The organism is Streptomyces sp. NBC_00878 (genome assembly GCF_026341515.1).
Classification (GTDB): Bacteria; Actinomycetota; Actinomycetes; order Streptomycetales; family Streptomycetaceae; genus Streptomyces.
In genome coordinates this window covers 6181332-6198090 of sequence record NZ_JAPEOK010000001.1, presented here as the reverse complement: position 1 = coordinate 6198090, position 16759 = coordinate 6181332, and the positions used below count along the sequence as shown (strand labels likewise).

The window sequence follows — 16759 nt, the reverse complement described above, 5'->3', positions numbered from 1 at the left end:
CCTCCAGTAATCGGAACCCTAGAAACCGCAGCCGTACACCCGGAAAGCGGCGGGCTCGACGTACCGGCACGGCCCGCGCCCCAGGACAACGCGCCGCGCACGCCAAACCACAACGCAACCCAACGCAACGCAACGAGCCCCCGCCCACCTACGTGGTACGCCGCCTCCGAGACCCAGGCCGCCGCTCACTGGGCCGGGTAACAGGATCCCCGGCCTCAACAGCCGCAGCCCGCCGCCGCAACCCGAAGTCCGCCAACGCCTCGGCCAGCCGATGCACAGACGGCTCCGGAGCCATGACATCGACCCGCAGCCCATGCTCCTCGGCGGTCTTGGCCGTGGCAGGCCCGATACAGGCAATGACGGTCACGTTGTGAGGCTTCCCGGCGATACCCACCAGGTTCCGCACAGTGCTGGACGACGTAAAAAGAACAGCGTCGAACCCACCACCCTTGATCGCCTCACGGGTCTCAGCAGGAGGCGGTGAAGCACGCACAGTCCGATAGGCCGTAACGTCATCAACCTCCCACCCAAGCTCGATCAACCCAGCCACCAACGTCTCCGTGGCAATATCGGCCCGCGGCAGGAACACCCGATCGATCGGATCAAAAACGGGATCGTAAGGAGGCCAGTCCTCCAACAACCCGGCAGCCGACTGCTCCCCACTGGGCACCAGATCCGGCTTCACACCAAAGGCGACCAACGCCTTGGCAGTCTGCTCCCCCACAGCCGCGACCTTGATCCCGGCAAAGGCCCGAGCATCAAGCCCGTACTCCTCGAACTTCTCCCGCACGGCCTTGACCGCGTTCACCGACGTGAAGGCGATCCACTCGTACCGCCCGGTCACGAGCCCCTTCACGGCCCGCTCCATCTGCTGAGGCGTCCGCGGCGGCTCGACGGCGATCGTCGGCACCTCGTGCGGCACGGCCCCGTACGACCGCAACTGGTCGGAGAGCGAAGCCGCCTGCTCCTTCGTACGCGGCACGAGCACCTTCCAGCCGAACAGCGGCTTGGACTCGAACCACGACAACTGGTCGCGCTGGGCAGCGGCGGAACGCTCACCGACCACGGCTATCACCGGCCGCCGCCCCTCGGGCGAGGGCAGCACCTTGGCCTGCTTCAGCGTCTGCGCGATGGTCCCGAGCGTGGCGGCCCAGGTCCGCTGCCGCGTAGTGGTACCAGCAACGGTGACGGTCATCGGCGTATCGGGCTTACGCCCCGCAGCGACCAGCTCCCCAGCCGCAGCACCCACAGAATCAAGGGTCGCCGAGACAACAACGGTCCCGTCCGACGCCCCGACCTCGGTCCAGCAACGCCCGGACGCCGTACGGGCATCCACGAACCGCACGTCCGCCCCCTGGGCGTCCCGCAACGGCACACCCGCATACGCGGGCACCCCGACAGCGGCGGCGACACCGGGTACGACCTCGAAGGGCACACCCGCGGCAGCGCAGGCGAGCATCTCCTCGGCGGCGTACGCGTCGAGCCCGGGGTCGCCCGAGACGGCACGGACGACCCGCCTGCCACCCCGCGCAGCCTCCATGACAATATTGGCCGCGTCCTTCGACGCGGGGACGCCGGAGGTGGTTGACGAACCGTCAACCACCGTTAGCTGAGGCGTGTCCGGGCTCGGGCCCGTATCGGTGTCGAGCACGGTGACGTTTCGTCTGGCGTGCGTGCGGACGACGTCGATCACTTCGGGTTCGGCGACCAGGACATCCGCGTTCGCCAGCGCCTCCACGGCGCGCAGAGTCAGCAGTCCCGGATCCCCGGGTCCGGCACCAAGGAAGGTGACGTGCCCGAGTTCGAGGCCGGCGGGAAGGGTGGTGGGGCTCAATGTGCTCGCTCCCCCATCAGACCGGCCGCGCCCTTGGCAAGCATCTCGGCGGCGAGTTCACGGCCGAGCGCCATTGCTTGGTCATGTGTCTCGGGCACGGGACCGGTGGTGGACAACTGCACCAGCGTCGAGCCGTCGGTTGTGCCGACGACGCCGCGCAGGCGCATTTCCTTGACAGTCTGCCCGTCGGCCAGAAGGTCGGCGAGCGCACCCACAGGTGCACTGCAGCCGGCCTCCAGGGCGGCGAGCAGGGACCGCTCGGCGGTCACGGCGGCCCGGGTGAACGGGTCGTCGAGCTCGGCGAGCGCAGCGATGAGGTCCGCGTTGTCCGCGGCGCACTCGATCGCGAGGGCCCCCTGGCCGGGGGCGGGCAAAATTGTGTCGACGGGCAGGAAGTCGGTCACGTCCCCAACCCGCCCCATCCGCTTGAGTCCGGCAGCGGCGAGCACCACGGCATCCAGCTCACCACTGCGCACGAACCCGATCCGCGTGTCGACGTTCCCACGGACCGGAACAGTCTCTATCGACAGCCCGTGGTCACGCGCGTACGCGTTCAACTGGGCCATGCGCCGCGGCGAGCCGGTCCCGACCCGCGCCCCGTCGGACAGTTGGGCAAACGTCAGCCCGTCCCGGGCGATCAGCACATCACGAGGGTCCTCACGCACCGGCACGGCGGCAAGGGCCAGCTCGTCGGGCTGCCCGGTCGGCAGGTCCTTGAGCGAATGCACCGCGAAGTCGACCTCCTCCTTGAGGAGCGCCTCCCGCAGGGCGGTCACGAAGACGCCCGTGCCGCCGATCTGCGCGAGCTGCCCGCTGGACGTGTCCCCGTAGGTCGTGATCTCCACAAGCTCGACGGGCCACCCGGTCACCTGTCTCACGGCGTCCGCCACCTGCCCGGACTGGGCCATGGCGAGTCTGCTCCGCCTGGTCCCCAGTCTCAGTGCTTGCCCATTCATGCTCGCCCTCGGTTCTCGGCGCTCTCGAAGTTGTTGCTGTCGAAGTTCTCGCGACCAAAGTCAAGGCCGCTGAATACGTCCCGACCATCGCCGTCCGGACGGTCGCCGTCCGGACGGTCGCCGTCCGGACGGTCGCCGTCCGGACGGTCGCCGTCCGGGCGGTCGCCGTCCGGGCGGTCAGCAGCCCGGGAAACGGCGGCAACCGTCTCAGGGTCAAGGCCGAACAGGGTCCGCAACGCGTCCGCGTACCCCGCGCCACCGGGCTCGGCGGCCAGCTGCTTGACCCGTACGGTCGGCGCGTGCAGGAGCTTGTCCACGACGCGTCGCACGGTCTGGGTGATCTCGCCGCGCTGCTTCTCGTCGAGGCCGGGCAGCCGGCCGTCGAGCCGGGCGATCTCGCTCGCCACGACATCGGCGGCCATGGTCCGCAGCGCCACGACGGTCGGCGTGATGTGCGCGGCCCGCTGAGCGGCGCCGAAGGCGGCGACCTCGTCCGAAACGATACGCCGCACCTGGTCCACGTCGGCGGCCATCGGGGCGTCCGCGGACGCCTCGGCGAGGGACTCGATGTCCACCAGCCGCACCCCGAGCAGCCGGTGCGCGGCCGCGTCGATGTCCCGGGGCATGGCGAGGTCGAGCAGCGAGAGCACGGGGCGGGGCCGCGGCACCTCGACGACGGGCTCGGGCCGACGCCGCTCGGGCACCCGCCCGAGAGCGGCAGCCGCGGCGGCGAGCGCGGCAACGACTTCGAGATCGATCTCGACATCGGCCTCGGCCTCGGCCTCGGACGTACGACGGCCCTCGCGCCGGTCGACGGTTCCGTTGTCCACCCAGGCGGCGTGCTGCTCCAGGGTGGCCGCGTCCATACCGGCCACCGCGGCGTCCCCCATGACGGAGAAACCGGTGGCCCCCTGCACCGCGGACAGATCCAGCGGGCAGCCGTCCTCGGTACCGACGCTGGTGGGCGGGAACCCGGCCTGTACGGAGCCGGAGCCGACAGCGCGCTCGACGGCCGGTGCGCCGGTGCGCCCCTCGACCGCCTCGGCCAGCATGCCCGCCGTCAGGACGAGTCCGGTCGCCCCCGTACAGGACACGACGACATCGGCACGTGTCAGCTCGTCGGCCACCGAATCCATCGCTACCGCGCGAGCCAGCACGTCCGGATCACCGGGATTACCCGGATCACCCAAGTCCTCCCGCTCCGCGGCGCGTTGCCCGTATTGCTCTCCCAGCAGCCCCGCAAGGCGCTCCGCCCGGTCGAACGTCCGGTTGGCGACGACCACCTCGGCCGCCCCGCCCCGCGCGAGCGTCGCCGCGGCGAGCGAGGACATCGAGCCCGCGCCGATCACGAGGGCTCGCTTGCCCTTGAGCCAGGCGCCGACCGGGGCGCCGGACGACAACTGCTCCAGGCCGAACGTCACCAGGGACTGCCCGGCCCGGTCTATACCGGTCTCGGAGTGGGCACGCTTGCCGACCCGCAACGCCTGCTGGAAGAGGTCGTTCAGCAGCCGCCCGGCCGTGTGCAGTTCCTGCGCGGTGGCGAGGGCGTCCTTGATCTGGCCGAGGATCTGCCCCTCGCCGACCACCATCGAGTCGAGCCCGCACGCCACCGAGAAGAAGTGGTGGACGGCCCGGTCCTCGTAGTGCACGTACAGATAGGGAGTGAGCTCGTCGAGACCGACGCCGCTGTGCTGCGCGAGCAGTGTGGAGAGCTCGGCGACACCCGCGTGGAACTTGTCCACGTCGGCGTAGAGCTCGATCCGGTTGCAGGTGGCGAGCACCGCGGCCTCGGCGGCCGGCTCGGCGGCGACCGTGTCCTGGAGCAGCTTGATCTGGGCGTCCGCGGACAGCGTGGCCCGCTCCAGGACGCTGACCGGAGCGCTGCGGTGGCTCAGCCCGACGACAAGGAGGCTCATGCCGGCATCACGGCGGGGACATCCCCGTCAGGCCCTTTCCCGGTCTCCTTCGCCGCCGCCACGGCGGCGGCCTCGGCCTCGATCGCGGCCCCGGCCTGCGCCTCGGCCTCCTCGCCGGCCTTGCGCTGCTCGTGGAAGGCGAGGATCTGCAGCTCGATGGAGAGATCGACCTTGCGTACGTCGACACCGTCCGGCACGGTCAGCACGGTCGGCGCGAAGTTCAGGATGGAGGTCACACCGGCGGCCACGAGCCGGTCGCAGACCTGCTGGGCGGCGCCGGCGGGGGTCGCGATGACACCGATCGACACACCGTTGTCGTCGATGATCTTTTCCAGCTCGTCGGTGTGCTGCACGGGGATCCCTGCGACGGGCTTCCCGGCCATCTCGTGATCGGCGTCGATCAGCGCCGCGACACGGAACCCGCGCGAGGCGAACCCGCCGTAGTTGGCCAGCGCCGCGCCGAGGTTACCGATACCGACGATCACGACCGGCCAGTCCTGGGTCAGGCCCAGCTCGCGGGAGATCTGGTAGACGAGGTACTCGACGTCGTAGCCCACACCGCGCGTCCCGTACGACCCGAGGTACGAGAAGTCCTTGCGCAGCTTGGCGGAGTTGACCCCCGCCGCGGCCGCGAGCTCCTCGGAGGACACCGTGGGTACCGAGCGCTCCGACAGAGCGGTGAGGGCTCGGAGGTACAGCGGAAGCCTGGCGACGGTGGCCTCGGGAATCCCTCGGCTGCGGGTCGCCGGTCGGTGAGTTCGGCCAGTTGCCACGGTGCTCCTGCGGGTAGCGCGGGGCTGCAGGCGGTCACACGTACCTAGACCGCCCCGTCGGATGCAGGCTATGTCTTTGTGAACGCGTGCACAAAGATGGTGTCCGATTTGCCCGGGCAACGTGACCGGGGTCACGCACCCCCGGCGCAGATGTATGGAACCGGTGCACACGCGCTGCCGTTCCTCACTTCTTGGGGGCAAAACCGCACACGCTCCTCTACGATCCCCGCCCCCGAGTCCGAACCGCCCTCGATCCTAAGTGACTTTCCGGCCTCCTCGGACGTCTCGGTCAGGCCACGGTTCCATTACTCCGCCCCATTGGCTACGCCCCGAGCGCCCTGCGCAGCCGCTCCTCGTCCACCCGCCAGAACGTGTGCTGGGCCCCGTCCACCAGCACCACAGGGATCTGCTCCCAGTACTCGCGGTGCAGTTCCTCGTCCTGGGTGATGTCCTTCTTCTCCCACGGGACACCGAGATCACCACAGACCTTCTCCACGACTTCCTGTGCGTCTTCGCACAAATGACAGTCGGGCTTCCCGATCAGCGTGACCAGCCGCTCCCGCGCCGCCGTGTTCTCCGTGTTCTCCGTGTTCTGCGTACGGCGGCCGGTGCGCCGGAAAAGGGGACTCATACGAACCATTCTCCCGCGCCGGACCAACCGCGGTCCCCGCGGACCGGCACAGCACGGCACGGCACCGTCCCGCCCTATGAGTTCTTTAACGACACGGTCGCGGAGAGTTCACAGCGTTCAAACCTCCCGACTCCTGAACCACCGAACAAACTGGCTATGCTCACGCCATGGCCGCTCTTGGATGGCTCACCCCTCGTAGGCGCTCCGCGACCGCGCGGAGTGTGTTGGCAGGCGAGGCCTCGGCTGAGGCAGCGCGCAAGTCCTCCCAGGAACTGGAGGAGCTCGCGCCCGAACCCGCGCCCGAAGGCACCGAGCCGGAGTTCCCGGTGGTCGGTGACGACAAGGCCGCCGCGTTCTTCGACCTCGACAACACCGTGATGCAGGGCGCCGCGATCTTCCACTTCGGCCGCGGCCTCTACAAGCGCAAGTTCTTCGAGGCCCGCGACCTCTACCGGTTCGCCTGGCAGCAGGCCTGGTTCCGGCTGGCCGGCGTCGAGGACCCCGAGCACATGCAGGACGCCCGCGACTCGGCGCTGTCCATCGTCAAGGGCCACCGTGTCGCCGAGCTGATGTCGATCGGCGAGGAGATCTACGACGAGTACATGGCCGAGCGCATCTGGCCCGGCACCCGCGCACTCGCCGAGGCCCACCTCGACGCGGGCCAGAAGGTATGGCTCGTCACGGCCGCCCCGGTCGAGATCGCCACGGTGATCGCCCGCCGCCTGGGCCTGACCGGCGCGCTCGGCACGGTCGCCGAGTCGGTCGACGGCGTCTACACCGGCAAGCTCGTCGGCGAACCGCTGCACGGCCCGGCGAAGGCGGAGGCGGTACGCGCCCTGGCCGCGGCGGAGGGCCTGGACCTCGGCCGCTGCGCCGCGTACAGCGACTCCCACAACGACATCCCGATGCTCTCGCTCGTCGGACACCCGTACGCGATCAACCCGGACAGCAAGCTCCGCAAGCACGCCCGCACCCTCGACTGGCGGCTGCGCGACTACCGCACGGGCCGCAAGGCGGCGAAGGTCGGCATCCCGGCGGCGGCCGGCGTCGGCGCGGTCGCGGGCGGCACGGCCGCCGCGATCGCCCTGCACCGCCGTCGTCGCTGACACCGTCAACCACGACACGGTCAACCGCGAAACCGCCACCCGCGACAGAGTCACCCACACGCTTCGAACACCCCGCTGAGCAGGGTCCCCGCGCGCCGACATGCGGGCAATCGTGCTGTCTTACCCGCGCAGCGCCCTCGCCAGTCCCGTTAACGGCACCCGGCCACAACACGCCCCGGACCCAGACGGAACACGGACTGATCCGATCAACAACCGGTCACCGTCCGGCACTTGATCAGGCGTCATTCGGTAACAGAAGCGACGTAATCGATGATTTGAGCAACTGGGTGTAGCACTGCCTGTACGAAGCGTTATTCTCCTCAGACGCATAACGGACCCCGCTCTTCGCTACGACGGGTGAACGGTCCGGTACTGCACGTGATGGAAGCTCTGCCTCTGGGAGTCCCGTGTACCCACACGTCGGGGTTGACGCCTCGGGCCTGGCTACGCTGCGCGCAACGGTCCTCGACCGCTTGCGCGGCTTCGTCCCCACCGCGTACGCCGTCCCCGCCCTCGCTGTCTCCGTCGCGCCCGTCGGCCCGTGCTACGCACTGGCCGACGGCAGCGCGACGGTGGGCAGACGAGGACGTTCGAGCGCGTCGGCCACCACCGCACGCCGCCCGGCCGCAGACAGTGACAGCGCCCGGATGATGGACCTCGTGGAGCGCGCACAGGCCGGTGAGGCCGAGGCCTTCGGCCGGCTCTACGACCAGTACAGCGACACCGTGTACCGCTACATCTATTACCGCGTCGGCGGGAAGGCGACCGCGGAAGACCTCACAAGCGAGACGTTCCTGCGCGCCCTGCGCCGCATCGGCACGTTCACCTGGCAGGGCCGTGACTTCGGCGCCTGGCTCGTCACCATCGCCCGCAACCTCGTCGCGGACCACTTCAAGTCGAGCCGCTTCCGGCTCGAAGTGACCACCGGCGAGATGCTCGACGCCAACGAGGTCGAGCGCTCCCCCGAGGACTCCGTCCTGGAGTCCCTCTCGAACGCGGCGCTGCTGGACGCCGTTCGCCGTCTCAACCCCCAGCAGCAGGAGTGCGTGACCCTGCGCTTCCTCCAGGGCCTCTCGGTCGCCGAGACCGCCCGCGTGATGGGCAAGAACGAGGGTGCGATCAAGACCCTCCAGTACCGAGCGGTGCGCACACTGGCCCGGCTCCTCCCGGAAGACGCCCGCTGAGACCCCGTACACGGCGGGCCCCGCCCCGCCCCTTCTCCGTACGACTCCGTATGGCTCCATACGCTCAGCGATGCCCAACTCACCGTCCGTGAAAGTCCGTTGACTTCGCGGTCCGATCATCCGTCGTCCGTAACCCAAGTGCCGAGCCGCTCGTTGTGCGGGATACAGGCTCCCTGTGGTCACACTCTGACCGTCTTCGATCACTCGATCGAGTGGTTTGCGGTCAGGGTGTGCAACCCTCAGGACCCCCTGGGGAGTCGACCGTGATGACGAGAGGAGGTGCCGCCAGTGATCGCGAACGTATCGGCGCACCGGCGGGCGAACGCCTTCGCCCAGGCCCTGGAAGATCAGCCCGACCGGGGCACGGCGGCCGAGCAGTCCGAAGGACCCGCTCCGGCCACCGCGGACCGGCCCGAGCAGAGCCGGATGCTGTCCCTGGCGACCGGCCTCGGCGAACTGCCCAAACCTGAGCTGGACCCCGAGGTCAAGGTCGTCCAGCGGGCCCAGCTGGTGGCCGCGATGGAGGCCATGCTCCTGGAGGGCACGGCTGCGGGAGGCGGGGCGGCGGACCCTTCGGTGCCCGAGCAGCGATCTCCCCGGGGCCGGGGCGCGCACCGGGCGACCGGGCTGGGGAAGTTGCGACCGCGGTCCCGGTTGTCGAAGGGGCTTGCCGCGGGCGGACTCACCGTCGGTGTGGCCGCCGGAGCCTTCAGCGGTGTCGCCGCTGCCAGTTCCGACGCCCTGCCAGGTGACTCGCTCTACGGGCTCAAGCGTGGCATGGAGGACCTCAAGCTGGGCATGGCCGACGGCGAGGGCGACCGCGGCGGGCTCTACCTCGACCAGGCCTCCACCCGGCTGAGCGAGGCGCGCCGCCTGATGGAGCGCGGCCGTTCGGGGCCCCTCGACCACGAGTCCCTGGGCGAGATCCGGCGTGCGCTGTCCGGCATGCAGCACGACGCCTCCGAGGGCCACCGCCTGCTGCACGAGGCCTATGAGCGGGACCCGGACTCCCTGGGCCCGATCCAGACCCTCTCCGCCTTCTCCCAGTCGCACCGCGAGGCGTGGGGCACCCTGCGCGACCGGCTGCCCGTGCAGCTCGGCGACGTCAGCCGCCAGGTCAGCTCGGTCTTCGACGCCATAGACGAAGAGGTCGAGCCGCTGCGCTCGCTGCTCCCGCAGCCGCCCACCCCGGAGGGCACCGGCCGCCACCGCGGCGCGAGCTCGGACTCCACGGACTCGTCCCGTACGGACCGCCCGGCCGCCCCCAGCTCGACCGGCGGCAACTCGTCCGACGGCACCGGTTCCAGCGGCGGCAACCCCAAGCCGTCCAGCTCCAAGTCCCAGGACGACGGCCTGCTCGGCGGCAACACGGGCGGCCTCCTGGAACCGCCCCAGGGCGACATCAGCGCCTCCCCGTCCGGCAAGGAGACCCTGCCGGCGGAGCCGGACGTGACTCTGCCGCCCCTCCTCCCGGGCCTGCTCCCGGGCCTGGGCATCGACAGCGAGGACACGAACTAGGTTCTACGGGTACGTCGGTGGGGGCGCCCCTTTCCACAAGGGGCGCCCCCACCGACGTACCCGGGCGTCTTGGAAAACGACGTGACCAGGCGTCTTAGAAGAACACCGACCGCCGCTGCACCAGCAGCTTGTAGAGCGTGTGCTGGATCTGTTCCCTCACCTGGTCCGTGAGGTTGAACATCAGCATGGGGACCCATCTACACCGCCGCCCTCGCACTGCTTCGCAGGCTTCGGACGGCTGCGCCGGACTCCGTCCGTCGGCACAGCGCACCCGAGTAATTCCCCGTCGCGGAACGAGCCCTCAGAAGAACACCGACCGCCGCTGCACCAATAGCTTGTACAACGTGTGCTGGATCTGCTCTCTCACCTGGTCCGTGAGGTTGAACATCAGCATGGGGTCCTCCGCCGCCTCCGGCGGATAGCCGTTCGTCGGGATCGGCTCGCCGAACTGGATCGTCCATTTCGTGGGGAGCGGGATCCCACCGAGCGGGCCCAGCCACGGGAACGTCGGCGTGATCGGGAAGTACGGGAAACCGAGGAGCCGGGCCAGCGTCTTGGAGTTGCCGATCATCGGGTAGATCTCCTCCGCGCCCACGATGGAGCACGGGATGATCGGAGTGCCCTGACGCAGGGCCGTCGACACGAAGCCGCCACGGCCGAAGCGCTGGAGCTTGTAGCGCTCGCTGAACGGCTTGCCGATGCCCTTGAAGCCCTCCGGCATCACGCCCACCAGTTCGCCGCGCTCCAGGAGCCGTTCGGCGTCCTCCGCGCAGGCGAGGGTGTGACCGGCCTTGCGGGCCAGCTCGTTGACCACCGGCAGCATGAAGACCAGGTCGGCCGCGAGGAGCCGGAGATGACGGCCGTCGGGGTGGTTGTCGTGGACGGCGACCTGCATCATCAGGCCGTCCAGCGGAATCGTCCCGGAGTGGTTGGCGACGATCAGCGCCCCGCCCTCCGCCGGGATGTTCTCGATGCCCTTCACCTCGACGCGGAAGTACTTCTCATAGACGGGCCGGAGCATGGACATCAGCACCTGGTCGGTGAGGTCCTCGTCGTACCCGAAGTCGTCGACCTCGTACTCACCTGTCAGGCGCCGCCGCAGAAAGGCCAGACCGCCGGCGATGCGCCGGTCCCAGCCATTCTCCTGCGGCTTCTCCACAGCAGCCGGTTCCTCACGCGTCACGGGAACATCATCCTGCTGAATCGTTCGTGCGGGCAGGGGCTGGACCTCACGAACCACCACGGGCTCGCCCTTGCGCCTGCTCCCCGCGCTCCGGCGCCGCGGCGACCGCTGCACGGCACCCCCGCGGGACCGGTCGTCGTCGAACGGAATGACCTTGGCATCCGCCATCGTTGATGCGCTCCTCAGTTGGCGCTCTGCGTCGGGAGGTGGCCGCCGCCCAGTACGGGCAGTGCGGCGATCCGGTCGACGGCCCCCGCAAGGGCCTCGGGGGGCAGGAGTCCAGGCCCTCGGCTGCGTGCGAAGTCCGCGAAGGTCTCCGCGGTCGTGTACTTGGGACGGTAGCCGAGCGTCTCGCGCATCTGCCGGGTGGCCACGACCCGGCCGTGGGTGAGCAGCCGCAGCTGCTCGGGCGAGAAGTCCGTCATCCCCAGCGTACGCAGCGTCGAGCCCAGCCAGCTCACCGCGGGCATCAGCACGGGAACCGTGGGCCGGCCGAGCCGCCGCGCGCACTGCGAGAGCAGCAGAACACCGTCGCCGGCGATGTTGAACGTACCGCTGTTGAGCGTGCCGCGCTCCGGCTCGTGCGAGGCGATCCGCAGCACCTCGATCACGTCGTCCTCGTGCACGAACTGCAGCCGCGGGTCGTAGCCGAGCACGGTCGGCAGCACGGGCAGCGAGAAGTACGAGGCGAGCGGCGAGTCAGCGCTCGGCCCGAGGATGTTCGCGAACCGCAGCACGCACACGGCGACGTCGGGCCGCCGCCGAGCGAACCCGCGCACATACCCCTCGACCTCCACCGTGTCCTTCGCGAAGCCGCCGCTGGGCAGCGACTTGGGCGGGGTCGTCTCGGTGAAGACGGCCGGATCGCGCGGGGCCGACCCGTACACGTTGGTACTGGACTTCACGACGAGCCGCTTGACCGTCGGCGACTTCTGGCAGGCACCCAACAACTGCATGGTGCCGATGACGTTGGTCTCCTTGACCGTGGTCCGGCTGCCGCCGCCCAGCGGGGTGGCCGTCACGTCCAGGTGCACCACGGTGTCCACGGAGTGCTCGGCCAGCACCCTGGCGATGGCGGGCTGCCTTATGTCGGCCCGCACGAAATCGGCACCGCCCAGGTGATGCTCCGGCGGGACCGCGTCCACGGCGACCACCCGGTCCACCTCGGGGTCACGCTGGATCCGTCGTACGAACCGGCCCCCCAGCTGGCGGGCCACTCCGGTCACGAGCACGACCTTCCCCAAGATCAGCGCCTTCCTTCCAGCCGTCGACGACATCCTGCTCGTACTGTGCCGTTCGTACTCTGCCGTGTTCCCCGTGACGGCCACGTTAGCGGGTCGGTGTTGCGCTGTGATGACCGCCCGATGCACGAAGTGACGGCACCTCCGGACGTACGATCAGACCAAGCCATTCGCCGCACCAGACGTACGCACAGACACACGCACGGCGTTCGCCGGGCCGACCGCCGCGGCGGAACACGGACTTCGACCGCCGGGTACGACTATGGCCCCCCACCGACCGGTGGGGGGCCACAGAGCGCACTGTCACAGCGTCGTCGCCCGCCGTCTGCCCTGCTTGTGGCGGATGACCACTGTCCGTCGCGACTTACTTCTTGTTGCGACGCTGAACGCGAGTGCGCTTGAGCAGCTTGCGGTGCTTCTTCTTGGCCATCCGCTTGCGCCGCTTCTTGATAACAGAGCCCACGACTACCCTCGCTCACTTCTCTTTACTCGTTGCTGGGCTGCATGGGCCCACACGACTTATGAGGGGCCAGCCTACCCGTCTGAGCGCCGAGGTCGTAATCGAGGAGTTCCGGGTGAAATCCCGGGGACGCCATGGAGCCGCCCCGGGACCTCCCCGGAACGCCGTCAGGCTGTCTCCACCCCCACGTATGACTCGCGAAGGTACTCGTGAACCGCTTGCTCCGGGACGCGGAATGACCTCCCGACCCGGATCGCGGGCAGATGACCGCTGTGCACCAAGCGGTACACGGTCATCTTCGACACTCGCATCACCGAGGCGACTTCCGCCACGGTAAGGAACTGAACCTCGTTCAGAGGCCTCTCGCCAGCAGCCATGACACACCTGAACCTTCCGCACTCGACGGTCACCGGCTTCCCCTTCCGGTGACACTTCGTCGTTGCGTGCTCACTCCCCAGAGTAGGGGCGTGTGATGCGAGTGGGGAAGAGGAGGGGCCATCGGCGGCCTACTGTGACAGACACGCTCGATTGAGTACATAGCGAGTAAGCGGTCGGTAGTAATCAGACCGCACAGCGTCATCAAGTGGAACGGCGACGGACACCCGCCCCTCTGCCTCTCCGACGAACAGCGCGGGATCGTCGGTGTCCCCCAGGCCGATGGCCTCGAACCCCAGCTGACCTGCCCCGCAGACCCAGCCGTGGTCTCCCACCACGAGCTCGGGGAGGGGCCCGCCGGCCTCCGCCGCGGCGGCCAGAGCGGTGCGAACCGGGAGGGGGGAGTGCGTGTGTGCGCCGGTCTCACGACCGGCGGCCCACGCCCCTGGTTCGCGTACCAGCGCGACTCCTCGTACGTAGTCAAGGTTGTACGTGCGTAGACCGAACCGGGTCGTTATGTCGACAGAGTCACCATGCGCAGGGGTGAGGACGGTACACCCCGCCGCCGACAGAGCGTCCGCCAAGGCGGCGTAGAAACCGATCAGTCGGTGCGGATGTCCGGTGCCGAGCAGCACCGGGGAACGGTTCCGCGCGGCTTCCGCAAGCCGGGCGGCGAAGGCGTCAAGGGCCGCCAGCGTGCGCTCGGGATCGATCACATCGAGTCCGGACGTATGTCGTGGATCGGCGGAAACTCCACACTTGTCCGCCATCAAAGCGATCAGATCCGGTTGGTCCCATGCCCATTCGGGGTCAAGCCCGATCGTCACCCGCGGATCCCGTGCGGCGAACAGCCGATAGCTCCTGAGACTCGCCTCCCGCGAGGTGGCCACGGTCCCGGCCAACCTCGCCGCCAGCAGATGCGCCCGCAACGCTCCGGTACTCAACACGCCCCGATGCTGACGCACATACCGACCCTGCACCCTCAAAACAGGGGAAACGCCGCACAGTTGGCGTAACGGATCGATGGCGGCCGCCCCGCTCTTCAGACGCGGGAGGGGCCGACTACCAGCCCGTCCGGCGTTTGAGGACGAGCGCGTTCAGCGCGATACAGGGGCCTGGGGGCGGAGCCCCCAGAAGGGATGGGAACGGGTAAGGGCGGCGGGGGCGAGAAAAACCCCACCCCACCCCGGCGGAGCCCTACGCCAACAACCCCCGCAACGGAAACACAGCCCGCCGCGCAGCCAGCACAGCCTGGTCAAGACGGTCGGCGGGGTCATACCCCGACTCCCACCCCCGCCACTCCACAGGCCACCGCCCATCAGTCATCCGCGCAGGCCCCAACTGCCGCGTACGAGCAAAGACCTCCTGCCGCCAACTCTCAGGAATCTCCGCCTCGGGCGCGATCTCCCGCCCCGCAACAATGGCCACCAGATGCGTCCAGGACCGAGGCACGACATCCACCACGGCGTACCCACCCCCACCGAGAGCGACCCACCGCCCCTCGGCGTACTCATGCGCCAACTCATGACAGGCCACCTGCACAGCCCGCTGCGCATCCAACGACACCGCAAGATGAGCGAGCGGATCCTCGAAGTGCGTATCGGCCCCGTGCTGAGTCACCAGCACCTGCGGCCGAAAGTCCGCGACCAACTCCGGCACCACGGCGTGAAAGGCCCGCAGCCACCCCGCGTCCCCGGTCCCCGCCGGCAGAGCGACGTTCACGGCGGACCCCTCCGCCGACCCGGCCCCGGTCTCCTCGGGCCACCCCGTCTGCGGAAACAGCGTCCGCGGATGCTCGTGCAACGACACGGTCAGAACCCGCGGATCCTCCCAGAACGCGGCCTGCACCCCATCCCCATGATGCACGTCCACATCCACGTACACGACCCGCTCGGCCCCGAGCTCCAGCAACCGGGCGATGGCCAAGGAAGCATCGTTGTAGATGCAGAACCCCGACGCACCGCCAGGCATCGCATGATGCAGCCCGCCCGCGAAGTTCACCGCGTGCAGCGCCTCGCCCCGCCAGACGGCCTCGGCGGCAGCCACCGACTGCCCGGCGATCAGCGCGGACACCTCGTGCATCCCGGCGAAGGCTGGATCGTCCATGGTCCCCAGCCCGTACGCCCCGTCCGCGGCCCTCGGATCCACGGAGGCGGCCTTGACCGCCTCGATGTAGTCCTCCCGGTGCACAAGCCGCAGGGTCGAGTCCCCGGCGGCCTTGGCCGCGACGACCTCCGCCTCCCGGTCGAGCCCGAAGGCATCGACCAGGCGCCGGGTCAGCGTCAACCGGACCGGATCCATCGGATGGTCCGGGCCGAAGTCATATCCCGTTACTGCCTCGTCCCACATCAGCTGTGCGCGGCCGCTCATGCCCGTCACCGTATCGGGAAGGTTCAGGAGCGAACGACTTGGCGTACACCAGGGTCACGAGCACAAGCACCATCGGTACGAGCATCGCCCCCCGATAGCTCCACGCATCGCCCAGAGCCCCCACCAGGGGCGAACCGATCAAGAACCCCACATAGTTGAAGATATTCAGTCGAGCGATGGCAGTGTCCGCGGCCCCGGGGAACAGCCTCCCGGCCGCCGCGAAGGTCTGCGGCACGATCACGCACAACCCGAACCCCAGCAACGTGAAGCCGAGCATCCCGACCCAGGCCCCCGGCGCCCCCGCGACCACCGCGAACCCGACCGCCGCGATCACCGCGCCGGCCCGCACCACCGCCACGGCCCCGAACCGCCGCACCCCGAAGTCCCCGACGGTCCGCCCGAGCAGCGTGGTGACCATATAGACGTTGTACGGAACGGTCGCCATCTGCTCCGAACTGCCGAGCACATCCTGCAGATACTTGGCGCTCCAGTTGGAGACGGTCGAATCCCCGATGTACGCGACGGCCATCACCAGACACAACGGCAGCAGCAACTTGAACCCGACGCCCCCGCCCTGCCCTTTCCCCTCGGCCGTCTCCTTCTCCTCGGCCCCGGGGCCACCACCGTCGACGTACCACCGGCTCCCCAGGAACGCGGCGGGCAACAGCACCACCGCGACGGGCAGATACGACACGAACAGCGCGAGGTCCCAGTGCGCCCCCACCCAGGCGAGCGACGCCCCGATGATTCCGCCCAGGCTGTACGCGGCGTGGAACCCGAGCATGATGCTGCGCCCGTAGGTGTGCTGGAGGCTCACGCCGAGCATGTTCATGGACGCGTCGAGCGCCCCGACGGCCAGCCCGAAGGCGGCCAGCGACAGCCCGAGTTCCCACAGCCCGTCGCCGGCCGCCACCCCGAGCAGGGAGAGCACCACGACCGGCTGAGACCACCGCAGTACGTGGCTGGGCGGCACCCGCTTCACCAACTGCTCGGTGCAGACGCTGCCGACGCCGGCGAGGGTCGGCACGGCGGCCAGGAAGGCGGGCAGCAACGCGTCGGATACCCCGTACCGGTCCTGAATCGCCGGTATTCGTGTCACGAGCAGCGCGAAGGCGACGCCCTGGGCGAAGAAACTGAATGCCAACGAAGCCCGGCCACGCCGCAGCACATCTGTCATGGCGGCTCAGCGTAGGGCTCAGACTTACTCGTGGG

15 protein-coding genes and 1 pseudogene are annotated in these 16759 nt (G+C 69.3%); 3 read left to right on the top strand and 13 right to left on the bottom strand.

Annotated features, from left to right (window positions below; translation table 11 throughout):
* Positions 1-148 precede the first annotated feature (148 nt).
* The 5 genes from OHA11_RS26740 to OHA11_RS26720 form a co-directional block, all read right to left on the bottom strand.
* Entirely contained in the window at positions 149-1834 is a 1686-nt protein-coding gene (locus OHA11_RS26740) for a bifunctional uroporphyrinogen-III C-methyltransferase/uroporphyrinogen-III synthase (RefSeq protein ID WP_266500552.1), read from the bottom strand.
* A complete protein-coding gene (gene hemC / locus OHA11_RS26735) occupies positions 1831-2790 on the bottom strand; it encodes a hydroxymethylbilane synthase (protein WP_266500551.1) in 960 nt (319 codons plus the stop codon). The genes OHA11_RS26740 and hemC overlap by 4 nt, the downstream gene beginning before the upstream one ends.
* Positions 2787-4706, bottom strand: a complete 1920-nt coding sequence (locus OHA11_RS26730; RefSeq protein WP_266500549.1) for a glutamyl-tRNA reductase — start codon at positions 4704-4706, stop codon at positions 2787-2789. The genes hemC and OHA11_RS26730 overlap by 4 nt, the downstream gene beginning before the upstream one ends.
* Positions 4703-5479, bottom strand: a complete 777-nt coding sequence (locus tag OHA11_RS26725) for a redox-sensing transcriptional repressor Rex (protein ID WP_266500548.1) — start codon at positions 5477-5479, stop codon at positions 4703-4705. Before OHA11_RS26725 ends, OHA11_RS26730 begins: the two co-directional genes overlap by 4 nt.
* A gap of 322 nt (positions 5480-5801) precedes the next feature.
* Positions 5802-6119, bottom strand: a complete 318-nt coding sequence (locus OHA11_RS26720) for a glutaredoxin family protein (RefSeq protein WP_266500545.1) — start codon at positions 6117-6119, stop codon at positions 5802-5804.
* Positions 6120-6277: 158 nt separating this feature from the next.
* Between OHA11_RS26720 and OHA11_RS26715 the strand changes: the two genes are divergently transcribed.
* The 3 genes from OHA11_RS26715 (at position 6278) to OHA11_RS26705 (ending at position 9918) form a co-directional block, all read left to right on the top strand.
* A complete protein-coding gene (locus OHA11_RS26715; protein WP_266500543.1) occupies positions 6278-7216 on the top strand; it encodes an HAD family phosphatase in 939 nt (312 codons plus the stop codon).
* Positions 7217-7623: 407 nt separating this feature from the next.
* A complete protein-coding gene (locus OHA11_RS26710) occupies positions 7624-8400 on the top strand; it encodes an ECF subfamily RNA polymerase sigma factor, BldN family (RefSeq protein ID WP_266500541.1) in 777 nt (258 codons plus the stop codon).
* A 288-nt stretch (positions 8401-8688) separates the two neighbouring features.
* Positions 8689-9918, top strand: a complete 1230-nt coding sequence (locus tag OHA11_RS26705; protein ID WP_266500538.1) for a DUF5667 domain-containing protein — start codon at positions 8689-8691, stop codon at positions 9916-9918.
* Between the two features lie 94 nt (positions 9919-10012).
* On the opposite strand, the pseudogene OHA11_RS26700 reads toward OHA11_RS26705, so the two are convergent.
* The 8 genes and pseudogenes from OHA11_RS26700 to OHA11_RS26665 all read right to left on the bottom strand — a co-directional run.
* Positions 10013-10108 (bottom strand): annotated as a pseudogene (locus OHA11_RS26700) (glycerol acyltransferase); the annotation flags it as partial.
* Between the two features lie 111 nt (positions 10109-10219).
* A complete protein-coding gene (locus OHA11_RS26695) occupies positions 10220-11269 on the bottom strand; it encodes a lysophospholipid acyltransferase family protein (protein ID WP_266500535.1) in 1050 nt (349 codons plus the stop codon).
* A gap of 14 nt (positions 11270-11283) precedes the next feature.
* Positions 11284-12345, bottom strand: a complete 1062-nt coding sequence (locus tag OHA11_RS26690) for an NAD-dependent epimerase/dehydratase family protein (RefSeq protein ID WP_266500532.1) — start codon at positions 12343-12345, stop codon at positions 11284-11286.
* 361 nt (positions 12346-12706) lie between these two features.
* Positions 12707-12805, bottom strand: a complete 99-nt coding sequence (locus OHA11_RS26685) for an AURKAIP1/COX24 domain-containing protein (protein WP_003948845.1) — start codon at positions 12803-12805, stop codon at positions 12707-12709.
* Positions 12806-12969: 164 nt separating this feature from the next.
* Positions 12970-13179 (bottom strand): helix-turn-helix domain-containing protein, encoded by a 210-nt coding sequence (locus OHA11_RS26680; RefSeq protein ID WP_093781815.1) that lies wholly within the window; start codon positions 13177-13179, stop codon positions 12970-12972.
* Positions 13180-13308: 129 nt separating this feature from the next.
* Positions 13309-14124, bottom strand: a complete 816-nt coding sequence (locus OHA11_RS26675) for a phosphatase (protein WP_266500529.1) — start codon at positions 14122-14124, stop codon at positions 13309-13311.
* A gap of 250 nt (positions 14125-14374) precedes the next feature.
* Positions 14375-15547: an acetoin utilization protein AcuC gene (locus tag OHA11_RS26670; protein WP_266500526.1), complete on the bottom strand. Its 1173-nt coding sequence runs from the start codon at positions 15545-15547 to the stop codon at positions 14375-14377.
* Positions 15498-16724 (bottom strand): MFS transporter, encoded by a 1227-nt coding sequence (locus OHA11_RS26665; RefSeq protein ID WP_266500523.1) that lies wholly within the window; start codon positions 16722-16724, stop codon positions 15498-15500. The genes OHA11_RS26670 and OHA11_RS26665 overlap by 50 nt, the downstream gene beginning before the upstream one ends.
* Between the last annotated feature and the right edge of the window lie 35 nt (positions 16725-16759).

What these genes read in the sequence shown, in the direction of transcription:
- hemC (WP_266500551.1), bottom strand. Translation starts at nt 2,790, where the DNA reads ATGAATGGGCAAGCACTGAGACTGGGGACCAGGCGGAGCAGACTCGCC.
- OHA11_RS26730 (WP_266500549.1), bottom strand. Translation starts at nt 4,706, where the DNA reads ATGAGCCTCCTTGTCGTCGGGCTGAGCCACCGCAGCGCTCCGGTCAGC.
- OHA11_RS26720 (WP_266500545.1), bottom strand. Translation starts at nt 6,119, where the DNA reads ATGGTTCGTATGAGTCCCCTTTTCCGGCGCACCGGCCGCCGTACGCAG.
- OHA11_RS26715 (WP_266500543.1), top strand. Translation starts at nt 6,278, where the DNA reads ATGGCCGCTCTTGGATGGCTCACCCCTCGTAGGCGCTCCGCGACCGCG.
- OHA11_RS26695 (WP_266500535.1), bottom strand. Translation starts at nt 11,269, where the DNA reads ATGGCGGATGCCAAGGTCATTCCGTTCGACGACGACCGGTCCCGCGGG.
- OHA11_RS26680 (WP_093781815.1), bottom strand. Translation starts at nt 13,179, where the DNA reads ATGGCTGCTGGCGAGAGGCCTCTGAACGAGGTTCAGTTCCTTACCGTG.
- OHA11_RS26670 (WP_266500526.1), bottom strand. Translation starts at nt 15,547, where the DNA reads ATGAGCGGCCGCGCACAGCTGATGTGGGACGAGGCAGTAACGGGATAT.
- OHA11_RS26665 (WP_266500523.1), bottom strand. Translation starts at nt 16,724, where the DNA reads ATGACAGATGTGCTGCGGCGTGGCCGGGCTTCGTTGGCATTCAGTTTC.